Below are 20,332 nucleotides of genomic sequence, written 5' to 3' on the forward strand. Positions count from 1 at the left end.
AAGATAGTGATTGGATATTAGTTGATTAGAGATTAGGTTCGGAAAATAATATAGTGATTAGAGGTTCGGCCCGAAAAAAGCAGAATATATCGATCGAAACCAGTTTATTTTAAACTAATCTCTAACCTCTAATTAACTAATCACTAAATTCGCCCCGAATGGAAATGTTTAAGCAAACCCGTTACCTGCTGCAAAAGGAGATACTGATAGAATGGCGGTCTAAATACGCGTTTAATGGTGTTTTGCTTTATGTGGTTTCTACGGTGTTTGTTTGTTATATCGCGTTTCAGTTAAGTCCGGGTTTTAAGGAAAGCAAAGGTTACCCCATTGTGTGGAATGTGCTGTTTTGGATCATTATGCTGTTTGCCGCGGTTAATGCCATTGCCAAAAGCTTTTTAACCGAAAATAAAGGCCGTTTACTGTATTATTATTCCATTACCGACGCACGGGCTATTATCCTTTCTAAAACGATTTACAACGGACTACTGATGCTGATATTAAGCATCCTGACCCTTATTATTTACCTGCTTTTTTTTAACAATACTATTGGTAACCCGCTTTATTACTTTATAGCGGTATTGCTGGGCAGTATCAGTTTTTCTACCGTGTTTACGATGGTATCGGCCATTGCATCAAAGGCGGGCAGCAACAGCGGGTTGATGGCGATATTAAGCTTCCCAGTTATTATTCCGGTGATACTGGTACTGATCAAGCTCAGCAAAAATGCCATGGATGGTATTGATAACAGCTTCAGTTTTGATCACATCATTTTATTGATTGCCATTAATATCATTGTACTGGCTACATCGCTGCTATTGTTCCCATATCTGTGGCGCGACTAACCTTTAATGAAGAAATAATTAAGATTTCCCCAAAATATCTGTTACAAGTATCAGGAAGTAAAAAATACCGTTATTTTTAGCCATGCGTTTTTATTTATACCTGCTGCTGTTATGTACCCCAGTTGTATCGCTTGCCCAAAGCGGAAGCATAACCGGTAAAGTAGTGCGTATGGATAATAAAAGCGCGCTGAGTAAGGCCAGTGTGTTTTTAAGCAATTCATCATACGGCACCATTAGTAACGACGACGGCACATTTACCATCAGCGGTATAAAACCGGGGCAGTATGAACTGGTAGTAAGTAGTGTGGGTTTCGAGGATTATAATCAAACGGTTATGATACCCAAAGATGCCAAAGAGCCGGTGAGGGTAAACGCCGAAATGCTGGTTAAAGTAACCCAACTGCACGAGGTAGTGATCACCACGCCCGAAAACTGGAAAAAGAACTACGAAATGTTTTTGAAGCAATTTATGGGCGAATCGGCCAATGCTAAAAAATGCAAGATACTTAACCCGCACGATATCAGTTTTATATATCGGAAAGCTAAACAATCGCTGGAGGCCTGGTCTGATGATTTTATTGAGATAGAAAACAAGGCGCTGGGATATAAGGTAAAATTCCTGCTCAAATCTTTTAATTACGATGGTATTAACAACATTATCTCCTGGCAGGGAAAAATACTGTATACCGAGATGCCGGGCAGCGCCTCGCAAAAAAAAGCCTGGGAGGCTAAACGCAACGATATTTACTATGGATCGAGCATGCACTTTTTCAGGTCGCTGCAAAATGGTAAGCTGAGCGAGGATGGATTTGTGCCCATGATATTGCAACGCAAGCCAAATGTAGACCGCCCGCCACAGGAAATTATTGTGAGAAAGATAAACCAGTGGGATAACAAAAATATGGATTCGGCCAATCGTTGGAAACGGCTGTATAATTTGCCCAAATACAACGAGACTTTGTTGAGGCAGCCTTTAAAAGAAACCGACATAGCCAGGGCCACCGAACAGCCAGGCGTATTTATAATTACCTTTCCCGATTACCTGTATGTGGTATACACCAAAAAACGCGAGGAGGAAGAAATGAAAGATATTTACCGCCCGCTGGATATGCCCAACTACCAGGTAAGCATTATTACCCTTTATAAGCCTTATGCCGTATTTGATATGAATGGGTCTATCATATCGGCGCAAAGCACCTTGATTGAGGGTACATGGTCAAAAAGTAAAACACCCGAACTGCTACCGGTTGATTACGTACCGGGCGAACTGGTGATCAAGGATGATTTGTAGCTTAGATGTGAGTATCAAGATATGTGATTTGAGACCTGGATATGGTTATCTCAAATCTCACATCTAACATCTCAAATCTAATACATAACTTTGCCGCATAAAGTATGAAGATAATTTATAAAACGTGGTGGAAGGTGCTGGCCGTTGTGCTGGTATTATACACCCTGATAGCCGGGATATTGATAACCGTACCCGCCAAGTATATCCTGAACGAGACCATCCGTAACCTGTATTTCCACGTACCTATGTGGATGGCTATGCTATCGGTATTTGTAATTTCGGTTTTCTACAGCATTAAGTATCTCAATTCGGGCAAACAGGAAGACGATTTGGCCGCTGTTGAATGTGTAAATACCGGCATTATGTTTTATGTATTGGGTTTACTAACCGGCATGCTTTGGGCCAAGTACACCTGGGGCGAATACTGGAGCGGCGACCCTAAGCAAAACAGCGCTGCTATCGCTTTCCTGCTGTATTGCGCTTACCTGGTGTTGCGCAACTCGATAGACGAGGAGCAAAAGCGGGCTAAGATCTCGGCCATATATAACATCTTCGCTTTTCCTATTATGATTGTGCTGTTGTTTGTGCTGCCCCGTATGACGGATTCCCTGCATCCCGGAAACGGTGGAAACCCGGGCTTTAACAGCTACGACCTGGACAGGAATATGCGCTTTGTGTTGTACCCCGCCTTTATTGGCTGGAGCTTGTTAGGCGTGTGGATAGCCTCGCTGCGTTATCGCATACGTTTAATCGAATATAAAAACGAAACTATCTGATCTCATGAAGAAACTTGCATTGTTATTCGTCCTTTTGTTCAACTGCATGGCTGTGTTTGCGCAAAGCAGCACGCCCGAGATGGACAACCTGTTCCGCAGCTCGGGTAAAATATATGTGGTAATTACAATTATCGTAATAATCTTCCTTGGATTGGCTGTTTTTTTATTTTCAATGGACAGAAGACTAAGGAAAATTGAGAAATTTGAAAAAAATTAGATAGTCGAAAATATAGCCCTATTGTGTTTAAACATTGATTATGGCAGTTTGTTAAAAAGTGTAATTAAAACACCATCCCTTAAACGATTTGCAATTATGGAACAAAATACCGCACATTTGCACACTTTTTTAAACCAATTATTCATTTAATATTATGGCTAATAATAATAAAGCTGCCATGGAGGATATGCATTTCTTTGCTGATGTGTGTAAAAACTTCGACTATGCAGCTAAATTTACCAACCACGATGCCGGCCTGCTGGATCAGATCAAATCATGTAACAGCGTTTACCGTTTCCGTTTCCCTATCCGCAGGGGCAATGGTTTCGAGGTGATCGATGCATGGCGTATCGAGCACTCGCACCACCAATCGCCAACTAAAGGCGGTATCCGCTACAGCGAAATGGTGAACGAGGACGAAGTAATGGCCCTTGCCGCGCTGATGACCTACAAATGCGCTATTGTTAACGTTCCCTTTGGCGGTGCCAAGGGCGGTATCAAAATCAATCCTAAAAGCTATACGGTGCAGGAGTTGGAGAACATTACCCGCCGCTATACGGTAGAATTAACCAAGAAAAACTTTATAGGCCCCAGTATTGACGTGCCAGCACCGGACTACGGAAGCGGCGAGCGCGAAATGAGTTGGATAGCGGACACCTATGCCACCATGAACCCCGGTCAACTGGATGCTATGGGCGTGGTTACCGGCAAGCCATTGGCTTTACATGGCATTGCAGGCCGTCGCGAGGCTACCGGCCGTGGCGTGGCTATTGCTGCCCGCGAGTGTGTAAGCTTTGGCGAGGATATGCAAAAGATTGGCTTAACAGCTGGTTTGGCCGGCAAAAAGGTAATTGTGCAAGGCCTGGGTAATGTAGGCTACTATTCGGCTAAATACCTGGCCGAGTTTGGCGCTACCATAGTTGGCCTGTGCGAATATGAAGGCGCTGTTTACAATGCCGATGGTTTAGATTTTGACGCTGTTTTCCAGCACCGCAAGGCAACGGGCTCTATCCTGAATTACCCGGGTGCCAAATCATTCACCAACTCAGGCGAGGGTTTGGAGCAGCCATGCGATATCCTGGTACCGGCAGCGCTGGAAAACCAGATCACCATTGATAATATCCGTAATATTAAAGCTAAAATCATCGTAGAAGGCGCCAACGGCCCGACTACTCCCGAGGCTGAATCTGTATTTTATCAAAACGGTGGCCTGATTGTTCCGGATATGTATGCTAACGCCGGCGGTGTAACCGTATCTTATTTTGAGTGGCTGAAAAACCTCTCGCACGTGGCCTTTGGCCGTATGAACCGCAGGTTTGAAGAAAACTCTAACCTTAACCTGGTCAACATGGTAGAAGGCATTACCGGCGTATCATTAAACGCGCTGCAACGCTCAACCATTATCAAAGGTGCATCCGAACTGGAACTGGTTAATTCCGGACTGGAAGATACCATGATCCGCTCGTACCACGAGATCAGGGAAACCTTTAAAAATACCAAAGGTATCGATACCCTGCGTACCGCCGCTTTTGTTGGCGCTATCAACAAAATAGCGGTATCGTACCAAAATTTGGGTATTTGGCCGTAATTTAAGGTTAAAGCTGAAAGGCGAAAGCTAAAAGGTTTATAAAAAATGTCATCCCGGGAGGGGTGGCATTTTTTGTTTGTCCCGGATTAACTCCGGTGCTGAGTGCTATTATAATAAGTAGCCAACTTTATTGACTCTCTTTTTATGGAATAAATCTAAGTAGTATGTTTGCAATAAGCAATTTGAAGTTATGAAATTAAAGATTACTGATGATGATGGGTTTATAGCGCTTGTAAATAGCGCGAATTATCAAGGCTTTGTCGATGATGATTGGCAATTTGATCAGTTGATGCAACATTTTGCAGACCAAATGAATATCGGTAATATCATTGTTTGGCAAACCAATAATGATGGAGGCGGGAATTGGATTGTATCAATTCAACAACAGCCATCCTCAATGAGAGCCTTCAGACAATTTGAACAACTTATTAATGTAACCGAGGGAAAATTATTTTTAACCAATTATAGTGATTTAACAATGGCTGCTCAGTTTTCTGATGTGTCTATTCCGGCAGCCCATAATGCCAAACTTAAAATTAACCTTGAAAACGGTTGGTACAAGCTAACTGTACGGCAATTGTTTGATCCGAATAACTATACGGAACATTCTGATATAGGAAGTGATAATAATATTTCATTTGAAGTTATCATTACACCCCCCTCTCAACTCATCCAGCAGCCGGTAAATGGTGTTTACTGGTATGAATGACCAAAGTGTTTATGTCCTAAGCTTATTCATGTGTGACGTTTAAACCTATTTACATTCAAGCGGCACACTTGAATAGGCGAGATTTCAGCTATCACCCATAATGTCAACTTATTATTTTACAAACTTTACATTTTAATTTACAATCCTGATGCTTCAGACGAAAGCTATCAAAGTAGCTTCGCTGAATCAATTTTAAAAGGATATGAAAAATAAAAGAAACGTTTTGCAAAGTCTGCTGATGGTATTGGCAGTATTAATTTATTTCCCTGTACTCGCCCAGCAAAATGGCAGTCAGGATGCAGTTGAAACCAAAGAGGGAACCACTCCCTACGGACCCAATAGCATCGTCCGTACAGTCAGGCAAGATAAAGAGGGCAACATTTGGATGGCTTCATGGCAGGGGATTTTTAAATATGATGGAAAGTCGTTTACCAATATTACCGGTAAAGCGAGTAAGTCCCGCTTTTTTTCTGTTTTAGAAGATAGAAAAGGAAATTTTTGGTTCGCTTCTGTTGGCTCAGGTGTTTACTATTACGATGGGAAATCTATTCAGCATTTTACAACTAAGGAGGGACTTGCCAATAACCGGGTTACGGTTATTTATGAAGATAAAACCGGGAATATCTGGTTCGGTACTGAATACGGGGCAAGCCGTTACGATGGCAAGTCTTTTCAAAACATGAGAATGAAAGAAGGGCCACCCCCAAGTAGTTCTGATTCTTCCCATGTATCAGAAGTTGATTGGAAACATAACGATGTTAATGCTATTATTGAGGATAAAACAGGGAAATTTTGGTTTGCCACAAGGGGCGATGCCCGCGTTTATGATGGAAAGACATTTACAACGATAACCAGTCCGGATGGCAAACCTTTTACAAATGTGCGTTCGATCATCAAGGATAAAAAAGGCAATATTTGGCTCGGCGGCAGTGATGGCCTTTGGCGCTATGACGGCAGTACATTTACTAATTTTACCCAGAAGTTTGTTGGTTATATCTACGAAGACAAAAAGGGCAATATCTGGACCAGTTCAGAAAGTGCTAATGACCCTGGCAGGGTATTTCTCGGCAGTGCTAAAAACTCAGCCTGGGCGCTTTCACGATATGACGAAAAGTCCTTATCTGCTAAAAAACCAACGGTAACTGAAATAGCAAACAAACCAATGATCTTCGGGATTTTAGAAGATGATAAAGGAAATATTTGGTTTGGCTCTGTAGATGGCGTGTATCGTTATGACGGAAAAACTGTGACCAGCTTTAACAGTAAAGAGGGGCAGAAGTAATGTGTTGCAATTCTTGACCTCATCCAGCTTTGGGTGCCTTCGACATGATTGCGCATCCAGGAATGTCGCTTCGACACATAGAAGTTTAAGCGACACTTAGGGGCCAGGAGTGTGTCCATTGCGTATATTTGAGAACTTACTATTTTCAAAACAAAGAACAATGCAACAAAAAGAATTAGCGGAGTTAACAGACCAGGAGTTACTGCAAGAAGCAAAAAAAATTAAATCTACTAACCTTACCGATGGTGTAATTATTGGTGTATTGATTGGCATTGCAATTTACAGTACCGTTAAAAATGGTTTCGGCCTGCTAAGTTTTCTTCCCTTAATCTATGCACCAATAGCAGCTAAGAACAGGACAAAAAATAAAGCGGTAAACGATCTTTTAAAAGAAAGAAATTTGAAATAAAAGAGCGGCTAATTATCAAATAACTGTGGGTAGTTTAGATTGTTTTTTGGAAATAATAAGAACTAAAACCCGTATGGCGTGTTAAATAATAAAAGACAAGCCATGAAAAATCCATTTATAAAACACGAAAACAACGGTGCATGGATTGCTGCCCTTGCACTGGGAGTAATTACAGTTGGAACTACTACCTATCTTTATTTCAAAAGAAGAAATGAATTGGCAGATGCCGAAAATGAAAGAAAGGAACATGCAGACGATTATCTGAAAACGCCTAAAAAGAAGAAACAAAAAGCAGATGCACAGGATCTTCGGAACCTGGTAGAAAACTAAAGAATGTAAGAGATGATAAGGAATTAAGGGGCGCAATATACGCCCCTTTTTTATTATCGCTGTTTATTGAACTGGCCAATCTCTTTGGTGTTGCGCTCAGTGTCGGGTAATTCGACTTTGAGTTCTATGCTATCTTCTTTTTTGCGGGGCGGTGGGATAGGGGCGCCGCCTGCAATGCCAATGCCAAAACAGGCCAAAATTATTAAAATAGAAAGGCCAAACAGCCTCCATATCTTCCTGAAACGTTTCATTTTTTTTGAAAAGAATAAAGAGCTACCGTATAGGTAACATGATTATTATGTGAATAATGAGTAATGCCCGTAAGGCCAGCAGGAAAGAATTATCCTGCAATAGTTTCAAGAATATCCCCGTCGGTGTTTGGAGAGATTGTTTTGAGGGGTAAATAGTGCCGGCGTAATTTGCAAAGGCATTTTTGTTTTGCAATTGCTTTCAGCCTTACCTTAACTAATTTGTTATAGCTGAACAGTTGGTTTGCACTATTTTTATAAAGACTAATAGACGAAACCCAAACCTTTATCGGGTTAGGTGAAATTTTAGCAGTGGTTATTCCCCTGGTAATGGTAGAGATAACCAATTCGGTTTGTACCGGCTTTAGTTGTACCGATGAAACAGAACTGCTATAGCCCGAAAAAGTAATGATGCTTAAGAACAGGGTTGCCAGTAGCAACCATTGCCTTAACCTATTTGTGCAGGAGATAAACAGCATGTTCATTATTTCAAAGATAGTTCTTTTTAGCTAATGAGTATTTCATCAATAATGATTCTAAATAACAAACACAGCGTGTAATAAACATTATTCGCTCCACGTTTTGTATTTTTGTGAACTTTTTAATATTACAAAGAGTCAAAATGAAAAAAAGCTCGATTTTTGGTTTAGTGATTATTGCCATCGCTATCGCGGTAATTATCAGTACCTATTCAAGTTCAAGCACTTATGGTTCATTTAACGATGCCCGTAAAAGCGAAAGTACCTTACAGGTTGTTGGTCATTTAAATAAGCAAAAGGAATTGTATTACGATGCCACCAAGGATGCCAACTATTTCTCCTTTTTTATGAATGATAATAAGGGGCAGGAGTGCAAAGTAGTTTTCACCGGAACTAAACCGCAAGACTTTGAACGGTCGGAGCAGGTAGTATTAACCGGGAAAATGGTAGGTAACGAATTTCACGCATCAAAGATCCTGATGAAATGCCCGTCTAAATATACCCAGGATAAATTGGAAGTAACAGAGGTCACTGCAAAACAGGCCAGCATATAATTATTTAATGGATACAGCTTTTAAAGGTGAACACCTTCTGCCCGGTCATTTGGGCCAGTTCTTTATTATCCTGGCGTTTGGCGCCGCTTTATTATCAACCATCAGTTATTACTTTGCTGCCACCAGTACCGATAAGCTGGACAAATCATGGCTGCGCTTAGGCCGTATCGGTTACTATATCAACACCGTTTCGGTAGTGGGCATTGGTACCTGCCTGTTCTATATCATTTACAATCACCTTTTTGAATATCATTATGCCTGGGCGCATTCATCGCGCACGCTGCCGGTATATTATATCATTTCCAGTTTTTGGGAAGGGCAGGAGGGCGCGTTTTGGCTTTGGACATTCTGGCAGGCCGTATTAGGTAACATCCTGATCTGGAAGGCCAAATCGTGGGAAAAACCGGTAATGACCATCGTTGCCCTTTCTCAGCTGATCTTGTCGTCCATGCTCATCGGTGTAGAAGTATTTGGCGCCCGCATCGGCAGTTCGCCGTTTATTTTGCTGCGCGAGGCAATTGAAGGCCCGATATTTAAACGCCCCGATTACATGAGTTATGTAAAGGACGGCAACGGCTTAAATCCCTTATTACAAAACTACTGGATGGTGATCCATCCGCCAACGCTGTTTTTGGGCTTTGCATCTATGATAGTCCCTTTTGCTTACGGCATAGCTGGTTTATGGCAAAAACGTTATAAAGAATGGGTACAACCTGCTATATCATACGCCTTGTTCGCGGTAATGGTATTAGGTACAGGCGTTATCATGGGCTCGTTTTGGGCCTATGAGTCGTTAAACTTTGGGGGCTTTTGGGCCTGGGACCCGGTAGAGAACGCCGCGGTAATACCCTGGTTGACGCTGATAGGCGCGGTACACGTAATGATCGTTTATAAAAACACCGGTCACGCTTACTTTACCGCTTTGTTTTTAACGCTGATCAGCTTTGTGCTGGTGCTGTATGCTTCATTCCTTACCCGCAGCGGGATCCTGGGCGAAACATCGGTACACGCCTTTACCGATCTGGGAATGTTTTGGCATTTGGTTATTGATGTGCTCATCTTCCTGGTATTAGCCGTTGTGTTGATAGTTATCCGCTGGAAAGAATTGCCCATCAGTAAAAAAGAGGAGGAAACCTATTCGCGCGAGTTTTGGATGTTCGTTGGCTCGGTATTCCTGGCGCTGTCTTGTTTGCAATTGACGGTGGTTACCTCTATTCCGGTTTGGAACGAGATGTTCGGTACGCACATCGCACCGCCGAATGATAAGGTAACCTTGTATAATATCTTCCAGGGTGCCTTCGCGGTAGTGATCGCCTTGTTTATGGGCTTTAGCCAGTTTTTAAAATATAAAAAGACAGATACTACACGTTTCTTTATCACAGCCGTATTATACCTCATTTCGGCTGCTTTAATTAGCGGTATTGTTATTTATTTAACCGGCATTTATAAGCTGCACGTTGTTTATATGCTGGTGATGTTCACCGCTATATATTCAGTGCTCTCTAACGGAAAAGTACTGGCCGATGCCATAAAAGGCAAGTTTAAACTGGCCGGATCGGCAGTAGCGCATATTGGGTTTGGTTTGCTGCTGATAGGGGCATTAATTTCGGCCGGTACGCAAAAAGTAGTATCCGAAAACACTACCGGCGAGCAGTATAGCACCGAGTTTGCCAAAGCAAACGACCCGCGCGAGAATATTATGCTGTATAAGAACGAGCCCGTAAAAATGGGCGATTATATGGTTACCTATATCGGCGATTCTATTGCATTGCCTAACCATTATTTTAAGGTTGATTATAAAAAATACGACGCAGCCGGTAAAATAAAAGAAGAGTTTGTGCTGAAACCAAATTCGCAGGCTAACCGCAAAATGGGTTTAGTTTCATCGCCTGATACAAAGCATTACCTGTTTCATGACTTATATACCCACGTAAGCATGGCCCCCATAAAATATGACGACGAACTGCGCGGCGAAACTGCAGGGCACGAAGGGGAGACTGATGATGATAAAAACTATGATCCGCCGGTAGCGCACCAGGTAGCCGTTGGCGATACCATCCGTTTCAGGGAAGGCTTTATGGTGCTGAAAGGCCTGAATAAAAACGCCCGCGTAGCTGATATTAAACTAAGCGGCAACGATATTGCCATAGGCGCCGACCTGGAAATAACTTCGCACGGTAAAACCTATACCGCCGAACCTGTTTATATGATAAAAGGCAGCAATGGCTACGATTTTGCCCGTAAAGTAGATGATGCAGGCCTGAAGCTGCGCCTGTCGCAAATTATCCCCAAAGAGGGTAAGGTAGAAATTACCGTTTACCAGCAGCCCGAAAGCAAAAAGCCGTACATTGTAATGCGCGCCATTGTGTTCCCTTATATCAATTTCTTTTGGTCGGGTACCATTATTATGGTTATCGGCTTCCTGATGTCGATTTTCAGGAGGAACAAGGAGTTGAAGACGGTTTAAATTACAGGTTTAGTGGAAACTATGGCCAGCCGGGAAATAGCTCAAAATGGTTTTACCATTATTGATGATATTTATACCAGGCAGGAGTTGGATGGCATGATCAGGTTGATTGGAGGTGTAAACACCGATAGTCCAACTTTCCGTGTAAGTACTGATCTGTTTGCTATCAGGCAGTTTTTAAAAGAAGTGCCGGGCATTTGTACTTTGATTTTTAACGGGAAATTGAAGCAGATCATCAATAATCTTTATGGCGCCGGTTATTTCGCCGTAAAATCCATTTACTTTGATAAACCTGGCTTGTCTAATTGGTTTGTAGCCTATCACCAGGACCTGACTATTTCTGTTGATCATAAAACCGACACACCCGGTTACGGCCCGTGGACGGTTAAGCATAACCAGTTTGCCGTGCAGCCGCCTTTAGATATATTAAAGCGTAACTTCACGATCAGGATACACCTCGACGATACAAATGGAGATAATGGCGCATTAAAGGTAGTCCCCGGTTCGCATGTAAAAGGTGTTTACCGCCCCGAAAACATTGATTGGACCATAGAACAGGAGCACATCTGCGAAGTGAAAGCAGGCGGGATAATGCTTATGTCGCCTTTATTATTACATGCCTCCAATCGTACCTTAAATAATAAAAAACGCCGGGTTATTCATATTGAATTTAGCAATGCTGAACTGGCGAACGGATTAAATTGGTCTGAAAAGATTAATTTTTGATATTCTGATATAGTCTTTAATATTAGAAATTTAACCACAAAGTACACAAAGAACTTAGTAGCGAAAGAATTTTTAACACAAAGGGCACGAAGATTATCTTTGTGCCCTTTGTGTTTCTTAATCTTCGCGCCCTTTGTGGTTAAATCACCACTATCACTTCTTCAAAAACTCCAACATCCTTGCATTTACCTTATCTGCATGTTCAATATAAGGCAGGTGCCCTGCGTCGTCCACCGGGAAAAATTCAGTTTGTAATACACTTCTTATCGAATCGCTGTAGGTGAAAGGCACGGTTTTATCTTCACGGCCCCATATCAGCAAAATGGGTTTGTGTTTTGTATTAAGCAGCGTATTGCTTTTACGGCCGTTATAAGTATAGTTATATAAGGTTGATACCAGCGAATTAATGAAGCCTTTATACTGCATTTGCACTTTGTATTTGTTCACCCAGTCAGGGTAGCGTTCAGGGTATTTAAAATCCGTCAGCTGGCTTTCGGCGCGCTCACGCGGGTGAATAGCTTCATAATATCTAACAATAACTTCTGGCTTATCAGGTTGCAGGCTTTCGTATCCCGGATCTATCAATATTACTTTATTTACCAGTTCAGGATATTCTGTAGTGAAATTGGTAGCCAGCATGCCACCAAAAGAGATCCCGGCTAAATTAACGGGGGTTTTTAAATGCAATGCTGCCAATAACTGCCTCAGCTGGTTAAAATAAAAGGCGTGATTATAAACACTATCCGGTTTATCCGAATAGCCCCGGCCGTACTGATCATATCGTAAAACGCGGAAGCCATGGTTAACCAGGTATTCAAAAGTACCATCCCAAATATAATAAGGTACACTAAAACCGTGCAGTAAAACCACTACCTGGCCGGTATCTGGGCCCGCAAGCTGATAATGCGTAATGCCTGATTTTAGCTGAATAAAACTGCCAGGCGCATTTTTTCTATCGGTATCGGTTAAAGTTTTTTTCTCAGCATCACGATAAAGATACAAGCCTCCAAGTATAATGGTGGTGATGCTGACCAAAAATATAATGGCAGCGAACAGCAGCTTGAAAGGTTTCATTAGTTTATAATTTGGTGCTATAAATATATATTATATATCCCGATTATTTAATTCAATTTATCCGAAATTTGAGGACTACTAACTACTATGCGTATTACACTGATAGGATCGGGCAATGTTGCCACACATATAGGGGCCGCGTTTAAAAACGCCGGGCACTATATCGTCCAGGTTTACAGCCCTAATTTGCAGCATGCGGCTTTGCTGGCTTACCATATTAAAGCAGAAGCGATAGATGATCTGCATCAAATAAATATCGAAACAGATGTGTTTATTATTTCGGTAAAAGATGATGCCATTGAGGGTATTGCAAAAAAGTTAGCGGTGCATAATAAGCTCATCCTGCATACATCGGGCAGTACCGATATAAAGGTATTGTTGAAATATACCGGTATGGCAGGCGTATTTTATCCCTTACAAACTTTTAGCAGGAGCAAGGAGCTTAACTTCAGGAACGTGCCGCTTTGTTTGGAAGCAGCTAATAATGAGATATTATCCCAAATAAAAGAGCTGGCCCAAACGGTAAGTAACCAGGTGTACGAGGTAAACTCCCATCAGCGCCGGGTGCTGCACCTTGCCGCGGTATTTGCCTGTAATTTCCCTAATTATCTGTATCATATAGCTCAGCAGTTATTATCAGACCACCAGCTTGATTTTGATATGCTGAAGCCGCTGATCACCGAAACGGCCGACAAAGTACAACAAAGGCTGCCGGCAGATGTACAAACCGGACCGGCAGTGCGTAAGGATACGATTACGATGGATAAACACCTTGAAATGCTGCAAAATGAACCTTTAATGGCACAAATTTATAGCTTACTTAGTCAGGGTATTATCAAAATGGATAAAGGCACTAACGGCAATAAGTAATTTTGTTACTTTTGCCATGATGAATATTTTTAAAGTTAAAATAAACTTTGAGGAAAAAGGACTGGAACCAGTTGAACTGCCTGCCGCCGAAGGAGAATCTGTATTAGATATTTGCCTGGAGAATGGCATAGAACTGCAACATAACTGCGGCGGCGTATGCGGCTGCAGCACCTGCCACGTATATGTAAACAAGGGCGAAGACCATATCCAGGAGATATCAGACAAAGAAGAGGATTTTATTGACCGGGCAGTTAATCCGCGCATTAACTCAAGATTGGGTTGCCAGTGCGTGCTGATTGACGGCGATATAGAGATCACGATACCCGATCAGTCGGATTTTATGGGGCATTAATCCCCGCTTAAATTTAACCATAACACTTATACCTCAATAATGATACAAGACAAATTCTCGTTACCGATCCACTGGAATGACTATGAAGACATTGCCATGGGACTTTATGAAAAGTTTGGCGACGATTTTGGCGAATCACAAATATACCGTATCCGCTTTACCGACCTGTTGGAATGGGTATTATCCCTACCTGATTTTAAAGGTACGCGCGAAGAATCAAACGAAGGCCATCTGGAGCAGATTCAAAGCGCCTGGGTATACGAGTGGCGCGATAATCAATAGTTTTAATCGGTGAAACCCCCAAAATGAATCTATTCGATCAGTTAAAAACCATAACCACCTTCATTTTTGATGTAGATGGTGTGCTGACCGATGGCGGTGTATTTGTAACAGACAAGGGCGATCATTTCCGGCAATTTAATATTAAGGATGGGTATGCCCTGCAATTAGCTGTAAAGTGCGGCTATCATGTTTGTGCTATCTCGGGTGCCAATGCCGAGAGTATCCGCATCCGTATGAATGGGCTGGGAGTGAAGGACATCTATATTGGCTGTAAGGATAAGGTAGAAACATTTAATACTTATCTATCGGCTAACCACATCGATCCTAAAACAGTGATCTATATGGGCGATGATATTCCCGATTTAAAGGTAATGCAACTGGCCGGTTTGCCCGTTTGCCCGGCCGACGCTGTGGAAGAAATAAAAGCTATCAGCACCTATATTTCGCCTGTTGCCGGCGGTAAAGGCTGCGCCAGGGATATCATTGAGAAAGTACTGAAGATACAAGGCAAATGGCTGGACGCCGAGGCGTATAGCTGGTAGATCAGTTAATTAGAGGTTAGTGATTAGAGATTAGTAACCCAACATCCAACCAATGACCATTGACCAATGACTAAAATCATTCTCGCATCAAAATCACCACGCCGGCAGGAACTGCTGCGGCTGATGGATATGGACTTCCGTATTGTACTGAAGGAAGTAGACGAAAGCTATCCGGATGGACTAACACCGGCCGAAATAGCCGTTTACATAGCCGAAAAGAAAGCGCTGGCCTTTGATGAAGAAGCTGGCGACGAGATTATCCTTACAGCCGATACCATAGTTGAAATTAACGGCCAGATATTGGGTAAGCCCGATAATGCCGCGCACGCGGTTGAAATGCTAAAACTATTATCGGGCAATGTGCACCGTGTTGTAACAGGTGTTTGTTTGATGTACAAAGGGCATATAAACAAGTTTTATGATGTATCCGAGGTGTTCTTCCGCAAACTGACTGATGAGGAAATAACCAGCTATGTCAATAAATATCAGCCATTAGATAAAGCCGGCGCCTATGGCATACAGGAGTGGGTAGGCCTTACAGGCATTGAGCGTATTAATGGCTCATACACCAATGTGGTGGGCCTGCCAACCGAAAAGCTATATCAGCAGTTGCTGAAGATGGCGAAGCTGTAGAACTGCTACGACCCATTTCCCACCCGTTGAATCACATCTCCCGCGCTGCCATCAGACCTTTTAGCAGCTTTGTATGCCTTACCAAAACGATAGGTGAACGACAATGTAGCTACTCTGGTATCGCGTGTTAGCTTAAAGTATTCGGTAGCGTTTGGGAATTGCGTCAGGCCCTCGTAGGCTACTGTATAAAAAACATCGCGGTAGGTGAGTTTAAGTGTGCCTTTTTTGCTCAATACCTGCCGGGCTATGCCTAAGGATAATTGCCCTGATGGATAAACCAGTTCCTGCAGATCGATCCGTGAGCGGGTAGTGTACAAGCCTGATATTTCGGCCGTGTATTTTTTAGATAAGGTGAACTGGTTGCTCACATTCATGTTCAGCTGATCTATAGTTGAAGTGTAGTTATTACCATTAAACCCTCTCATCTGCTTGTGATTATAAATGGCCTGCGCAGTAAGCGACCACCAGTTTGCCGGCGAAACTATAGCCATGCTGGAGAGCCCGATATTAAAGGTATGGCCAACATTGCCCTGGGTATACAACAATATCCCTTTGCTGGCATCTTCTAAAAATATCTGCGAAAAATAGTTTTGGATGTTACTGTACGATACCGTATTGGTTAGCCAGCTTTTGTATTGATGGCTCAACTCAAAATTTAAGCTGTATTGGGGTAAAATGTAAACGTTACCCGTCATATAGGTATACTTATTAATGATGAAGTAGAACGGGTTTAATTTTTGAAATGCCGGTCTGTCAATACGCCTGCCAATAGTGAGGGTAAAACTGTTGGCGGTATCGGCCTGGTAACTGACATAACCACTGGGGAACAGATTGCCATAATTACGCGAAAATGCCGAATCCTTTTGAATGGCATTGCCTAACTGGTGGGCATGGTAGCTGGTATACTCGTACCTTAAACCTGCCTGGGCGCTAAACTTGCCAAACTTTTTATCCAGCGAACTGTAAACCGCGCTGATGGTTTCATCGTAAATAAAATGGTTGCTTTTAGTATTGTCAACCACCCAATTGCTGCCCTTCAGGTTTTCATAAAAGGCGGTATTGTCGGTACTGCTGTGTGACGACTTTATGCCCAGTTGCAACACCTCGTTGCTTTTGCTTTTCCATGTATAATCGGCCTTGCCCGATATAATGTTGATGGTTGTTGGGATATCCGAACGGGATAACTCGTTGTACCCACCGGCTGCAAGCAGGTGGTTGTTATAATCCTGGTTGGCATTAATACCGTAGTGTAACCAGTCAAAATCGGCGGACAGATCCTGCGATGCTGATAGGATATGTTTAACATTAAGGTTGATCAGCCCGTTTTTAAAATGATTATTGCTTTGATTTGCTGTAGCAACAGCCGAATCAATCCCGCCGCTGTTATTTAGCCAGGTAGCGGTAGAATTGTTATCGCCTTTGCGTGGGGTAATGGTACCGCTCAGAGCAATGCCGATGGTGGTTTTTGGACTGACATAATAATCCAGCCCTGTTTTAACGGTATTATTAAAAAGTGAACCTTTAAAGTAGGAGGGTTGATCTAATATAGCGGTGATGGCATTATTGTTATTATAGTATTTCCGGTAAGCGTAAATATCGGTGAGATATTGTATATAGCTTACGTTATAATTAAAAAAGGTGTTGATTTTGCCTACCCGGTAATTCATCACCAGGCTGTTATTACTTTTAGGATAAATGCCTTGCCCGGCCGATGTAGTGAACGAGCCATTAAAACCCACCATCTTTGTTTTCTTAGTTTTGATATTGATAATGCCTGCATTGCCGGCTGCATCATATTTAGCTGTAGGATTGGCAATCAATTCTATTTGTGCCACCTGAGACGAATTCATACTGCTTAACATGTCGTTCAGGTCCTGGCCCGACAGGTAGGTTGGTTTATCATCTATCATCACCAGCACGCCCGATTTGCCCTGCAAGCTAATGCCGCCATTCTTATCTACTATTACCCCCGGCGATTTTTCCAGTACCTCCAGCACGGTTAAACCTGTATTGGTAACAGATGCCTCCATATCCAGTATCACCTTGCCCTGCTTATGCTGAATAGGCGGGGTACGGGTTACAATGCTCACTTCCTGCAAAACAGTATTTTGGGGCTGCAGCCTTATCGTATCCCTTTCTATTGCCGATGGCAGGTTATAAACCTTAGTAGTTTGTGGTTTATAGGCGGTATAGCTAACTAAAAACTGGTAGGCTCCCGGTTGTAGCTTTTCAAACAAGGCTATTCCTTTAGCATTAGTGGCAAGCCCCTTTACCAACTGGTTAGCTTTTAGCAGCTTTACGGTAGCGCCCTCAATGGGTTGCGCTTTTTCGTTAACTACAATCAGGGAAAAATCTGCCGGGGTTTGGCCATAGCTGAGCATGGAAAACAGCAACAGGGTGATCAGGGAAAGGGATTTTATAACACGCATGGTTACTGCTAATATAATTAAATATTCAGCGCTTGCTGAGGTACTTCTTAATAAGTGGTTTTCGCATATTTTTATTCCGGATATCAATTGTAATAATTTAATACGTTATGTAAATTAAATTTTAGTCCTAAACTAATATTTACATATTTGTATATGCACTTTTTATATCCGGGTTTCCTGTTTGCGTTGGCTGCTCTGGCCATCCCTGTAATTGTGCATCTGTTCAATTTCAGGCGTTATCAAAAAGTGTATTTCAGCAATGTGCAATTCCTGAAAGAATTGCAGGAGCAGCAGGCATCGCGCCGTAATTTGAAAGAACGGTTAATACTGGCCGCGCGTTTATTGGCGGTGCTATTTTTAGTGCTGGCTTTTGCCAAGCCATTTATCCCGGCAAACCAGTCGGTAACGGTGGGTAAGCAGCAGGTGGTGAGTGTTTTTGTAGATAATTCCTATTCTATGCAAACGCTAAGTAAGGAAGGATCGCTGCTGGACGAAGCCAAGCATCACGCCAAGGAAATTGCGGCCACTTATGGTATAAACGACCGGTTTCAGCTGCTTACGCAGGATTTTGAAGGTAAGCATCAGCGATTACTAAGTCGCGATGAGTTTAACGATGCGGTAGACGCCGTAAAGATCAGTCCGCAAAGCCGTGCCTTACAACAGATCATCAACCGCCAGCAAAGTTTACTTAAAGCCCAATCGGGTACTGCCTCGATATATATATTATCTGATTTTCAGACTAACATGAGCAAGCAACGGGTGGTTAATTCTGATTCAACCATCGCGCTGAACCTGGTTCAGCTGAAAGCAAATAAATTGCCCAATGTGGCTATCGATTCGGTATGGCTATTAAGCGCCGTGCACCGCCCGGATGAGAACGAAAAACTGGTGGTACGCCTGCATAACTACGCCGATGAAAAGGTGGATAAAGTACCCCTGAAACTAAGTATCAATAAAACGCAAAAGGCCCTGGGCAGCTTTAGCTTAGGCCCCCGCGCGGTGCAGAACGATACTTTATCCTTTTCGGGATTACAGCCAGGCTGGCAATTGGGCGAACTGACTTTACAGGATAATCCGGTCACCTACGATAATCAATTCTATTTTACGTTTAATGTAAAAAACCAGATGCCGGTATTACTGATCAACGGCGGGATCAGCAACCCGTTCCTGAAAGCAGCTTTTGCTACCGATAACTTTTTTGTGGTAAGCAATGTGCAGGATGGCAATGTAGATTACGCCGGTTTAAGCACTTACCCCATGATCGTGATCAGCGATATTAAAGCGATATCAGCTGGTTTAGCTCAGCAATTAAAGGTTTACGTAGATAAGGGCGGGTCGCTGGTGGTATTCCAATCGGCAGATGAGGATGTGAAGACCTACCAGGCGCTGTTACAACCATTAAACGCTGCCTATCCGGAGAAATTAATTACCGGGGATACCAAAGTATCGGCCATTAATGTGCAGAGTAAAGTATTTAAGAATGTATTTGAGCAATTGCCGGATAATCCCGACCTGCCGGTTGTGAAAAAGTACTACCAGCTAAGCTCCGCCGCACGTAGTATCAGCGAAAACCTGATGCAGTTGCCGGGTAATCAACCCTTCTTCGCGGCTTATAAAAGCGGACGGGGACAGGTGTATGTATCTGCAGTACCTTTAGATGAAGAATTCAGCAACCTGCCGCGCCATGCCATGCTGTTGCCCATGTTGTTTAGGATTGGCCTGTTGAGCGGGCACGACCAGCCGCTGTTTTATACCTTAGGTCAGGATGAAACTATTGAAGCGCCCAGTATCCAACTGAACGAAAAACAAGTGCCCAAACTGGTAAAAGGCAGTACCAGCATTATTCCGGATGCACGCCAGCAGGAGGGAAGCACCTTGCTGTTTATATCCGACCAGTTAAAGGAAACGGGTAATTATGAGTTGAAGAAACAGGATAGTGTATTGAGCGTAATAGCGTTTAACGATAATCGGAAAGAATCGGACCTAAGCTATCTAAGCGAATCTGACTTGAAAAAACTGGCCCCTAAGGGGAACTTTATTAACGCCGCTACGCCATCTTTAAAATCAGAACTAAACAGCATTAATATAGGCCTGCAATTATGGAAACTTTGTATAATTTTGGCCTTAATATTTATCGCTGCCGAAATATTATTGGTCAGGTATTATAAAGTTGACCAGCAACGCGCCGCAGTGACGGTATAAATGATTACCTTTGTCAGCATAAAGCAACCA

The 20,332-nt window shown here is 42.7% G+C and carries 22 protein-coding genes; 18 read left to right on the top strand and 4 right to left on the bottom strand.

Features of this window, described 5'->3' with window-relative positions; translation table 11 throughout:
• The first annotated feature begins 158 nt into the window (after window positions 1-158).
• The 9 genes from AC07M6_RS08270 (at window position 159) to AC07M6_RS08310 (ending at window position 7,444) form a co-directional block, all read left to right on the top strand.
• The gene (locus AC07M6_RS08270; RefSeq protein WP_494888533.1) at window positions 159-842 is read left to right on the top strand and encodes a heme exporter protein CcmB; all 684 of its coding nucleotides are present in this window, start codon (window positions 159-161) and stop codon (window positions 840-842) included.
• Window positions 843-924: 82 nt separating this feature from the next.
• The gene (locus tag AC07M6_RS08275) at window positions 925-2,133 is read left to right on the top strand and encodes a carboxypeptidase-like regulatory domain-containing protein (protein WP_494888534.1); all 1,209 of its coding nucleotides are present in this window, start codon (window positions 925-927) and stop codon (window positions 2,131-2,133) included.
• A 104-nt stretch (window positions 2,134-2,237) separates the two neighbouring features.
• On the top strand, window positions 2,238-2,909 hold the full coding sequence (gene ccsA / locus AC07M6_RS08280; RefSeq protein ID WP_494888535.1) for a cytochrome c biogenesis protein CcsA: 672 nt from the start codon (window positions 2,238-2,240) through the stop codon (window positions 2,907-2,909).
• A 4-nt stretch (window positions 2,910-2,913) separates the two neighbouring features.
• On the top strand, window positions 2,914-3,126 hold the full coding sequence (locus tag AC07M6_RS08285; RefSeq protein ID WP_494888536.1) for a CcmD family protein: 213 nt from the start codon (window positions 2,914-2,916) through the stop codon (window positions 3,124-3,126).
• 154 nt (window positions 3,127-3,280) lie between these two features.
• Complete coding sequence (locus tag AC07M6_RS08290; protein WP_494888537.1) at window positions 3,281-4,714, top strand: Glu/Leu/Phe/Val family dehydrogenase; 1,434 nt, start codon at window positions 3,281-3,283, stop codon at window positions 4,712-4,714.
• Window positions 4,715-4,904: 190 nt separating this feature from the next.
• Complete coding sequence (locus tag AC07M6_RS08295; protein ID WP_494888538.1) at window positions 4,905-5,423, top strand: hypothetical protein; 519 nt, start codon at window positions 4,905-4,907, stop codon at window positions 5,421-5,423.
• A 202-nt stretch (window positions 5,424-5,625) separates the two neighbouring features.
• Window positions 5,626-6,705 (top strand): ligand-binding sensor domain-containing protein, encoded by a 1,080-nt coding sequence (locus AC07M6_RS08300; protein WP_494888539.1) that lies wholly within the window; start codon window positions 5,626-5,628, stop codon window positions 6,703-6,705.
• Window positions 6,706-6,865: 160 nt separating this feature from the next.
• The gene (locus tag AC07M6_RS08305) at window positions 6,866-7,114 is read left to right on the top strand and encodes a hypothetical protein (RefSeq protein ID WP_494888540.1); all 249 of its coding nucleotides are present in this window, start codon (window positions 6,866-6,868) and stop codon (window positions 7,112-7,114) included.
• A gap of 102 nt (window positions 7,115-7,216) precedes the next feature.
• Complete coding sequence (locus AC07M6_RS08310; RefSeq protein ID WP_494888541.1) at window positions 7,217-7,444, top strand: hypothetical protein; 228 nt, start codon at window positions 7,217-7,219, stop codon at window positions 7,442-7,444.
• A 53-nt stretch (window positions 7,445-7,497) separates the two neighbouring features.
• Here AC07M6_RS08310 and AC07M6_RS08315 read toward each other — a convergent pair whose 3' ends face one another.
• Together AC07M6_RS08315 and AC07M6_RS08320 are read right to left on the bottom strand one after the other, a co-directional pair.
• Window positions 7,498-7,695, bottom strand: a complete 198-nt coding sequence (locus AC07M6_RS08315; protein WP_494888542.1) for a hypothetical protein — start codon at window positions 7,693-7,695, stop codon at window positions 7,498-7,500.
• 89 nt (window positions 7,696-7,784) lie between these two features.
• Window positions 7,785-8,177, bottom strand: coding sequence for a hypothetical protein (locus AC07M6_RS08320; protein WP_494888543.1), 393 nt, complete (start codon window positions 8,175-8,177; stop codon window positions 7,785-7,787).
• Between the two features lie 137 nt (window positions 8,178-8,314).
• On the opposite strand from AC07M6_RS08320, the gene AC07M6_RS08325 reads away from it, so the two are divergent.
• The 3 genes from AC07M6_RS08325 to AC07M6_RS08335 are packed head-to-tail and all read left to right on the top strand — an operon-like array spanning window position 8,315 to window position 11,918.
• Window positions 8,315-8,725 carry a cytochrome c maturation protein CcmE domain-containing protein gene (locus tag AC07M6_RS08325; protein WP_494888544.1) on the top strand — a complete coding sequence of 137 codons (411 nt, stop codon included), beginning with the start codon at window positions 8,315-8,317 and terminating at the stop codon, window positions 8,723-8,725.
• Window positions 8,726-8,732: 7 nt separating this feature from the next.
• A complete protein-coding gene (gene ccsA / locus AC07M6_RS08330; protein WP_494888545.1) occupies window positions 8,733-11,192 on the top strand; it encodes a cytochrome c biogenesis protein CcsA in 2,460 nt (819 codons plus the stop codon).
• 21 nt (window positions 11,193-11,213) lie between these two features.
• The gene (locus AC07M6_RS08335) at window positions 11,214-11,918 is read left to right on the top strand and encodes a phytanoyl-CoA dioxygenase family protein (RefSeq protein WP_494888546.1); all 705 of its coding nucleotides are present in this window, start codon (window positions 11,214-11,216) and stop codon (window positions 11,916-11,918) included.
• A 153-nt stretch (window positions 11,919-12,071) separates the two neighbouring features.
• On the opposite strand, the gene AC07M6_RS08340 is transcribed toward AC07M6_RS08335, so the two are convergent.
• Window positions 12,072-12,992, bottom strand: a complete 921-nt coding sequence (locus tag AC07M6_RS08340; RefSeq protein WP_494888547.1) for an alpha/beta fold hydrolase — start codon at window positions 12,990-12,992, stop codon at window positions 12,072-12,074.
• A gap of 87 nt (window positions 12,993-13,079) precedes the next feature.
• On the opposite strand from AC07M6_RS08340, the gene AC07M6_RS08345 reads away from it, so the two are divergent.
• The 5 genes from AC07M6_RS08345 (at window position 13,080) to AC07M6_RS08365 (ending at window position 15,671) form a co-directional block, all read left to right on the top strand.
• Window positions 13,080-13,862: a Rossmann-like and DUF2520 domain-containing protein gene (locus tag AC07M6_RS08345; RefSeq protein ID WP_494888548.1), complete on the top strand. Its 783-nt coding sequence runs from the start codon at window positions 13,080-13,082 to the stop codon at window positions 13,860-13,862.
• A gap of 19 nt (window positions 13,863-13,881) precedes the next feature.
• Window positions 13,882-14,214 carry a 2Fe-2S iron-sulfur cluster-binding protein gene (locus AC07M6_RS08350; protein ID WP_494889367.1) on the top strand — a complete coding sequence of 111 codons (333 nt, stop codon included), beginning with the start codon at window positions 13,882-13,884 and terminating at the stop codon, window positions 14,212-14,214.
• A gap of 39 nt (window positions 14,215-14,253) precedes the next feature.
• A complete protein-coding gene (gene iscX / locus AC07M6_RS08355) occupies window positions 14,254-14,496 on the top strand; it encodes a Fe-S cluster assembly protein IscX (protein ID WP_494888549.1) in 243 nt (80 codons plus the stop codon).
• 23 nt (window positions 14,497-14,519) lie between these two features.
• Window positions 14,520-15,038 (top strand): KdsC family phosphatase, encoded by a 519-nt coding sequence (locus AC07M6_RS08360; RefSeq protein ID WP_494888550.1) that lies wholly within the window; start codon window positions 14,520-14,522, stop codon window positions 15,036-15,038.
• A gap of 66 nt (window positions 15,039-15,104) precedes the next feature.
• Window positions 15,105-15,671, top strand: a complete 567-nt coding sequence (locus AC07M6_RS08365; RefSeq protein ID WP_494888551.1) for a Maf family nucleotide pyrophosphatase — start codon at window positions 15,105-15,107, stop codon at window positions 15,669-15,671.
• A gap of 5 nt (window positions 15,672-15,676) precedes the next feature.
• Here AC07M6_RS08365 and AC07M6_RS08370 read toward each other — a convergent pair whose 3' ends face one another.
• Window positions 15,677-18,100, bottom strand: a complete 2,424-nt coding sequence (locus AC07M6_RS08370) for a TonB-dependent receptor (protein WP_494888552.1) — start codon at window positions 18,098-18,100, stop codon at window positions 15,677-15,679.
• A 153-nt stretch (window positions 18,101-18,253) separates the two neighbouring features.
• On the opposite strand from AC07M6_RS08370, the gene AC07M6_RS08375 reads away from it, so the two are divergent.
• Entirely contained in the window at window positions 18,254-20,302 is a 2,049-nt protein-coding gene (locus AC07M6_RS08375; RefSeq protein ID WP_494888553.1) for a BatA domain-containing protein, read from the top strand.
• Window positions 20,303-20,332 lie beyond the last annotated feature (30 nt).

The organism is Mucilaginibacter sp. GW821-FHT07H05 (assembly GCF_059418485.1).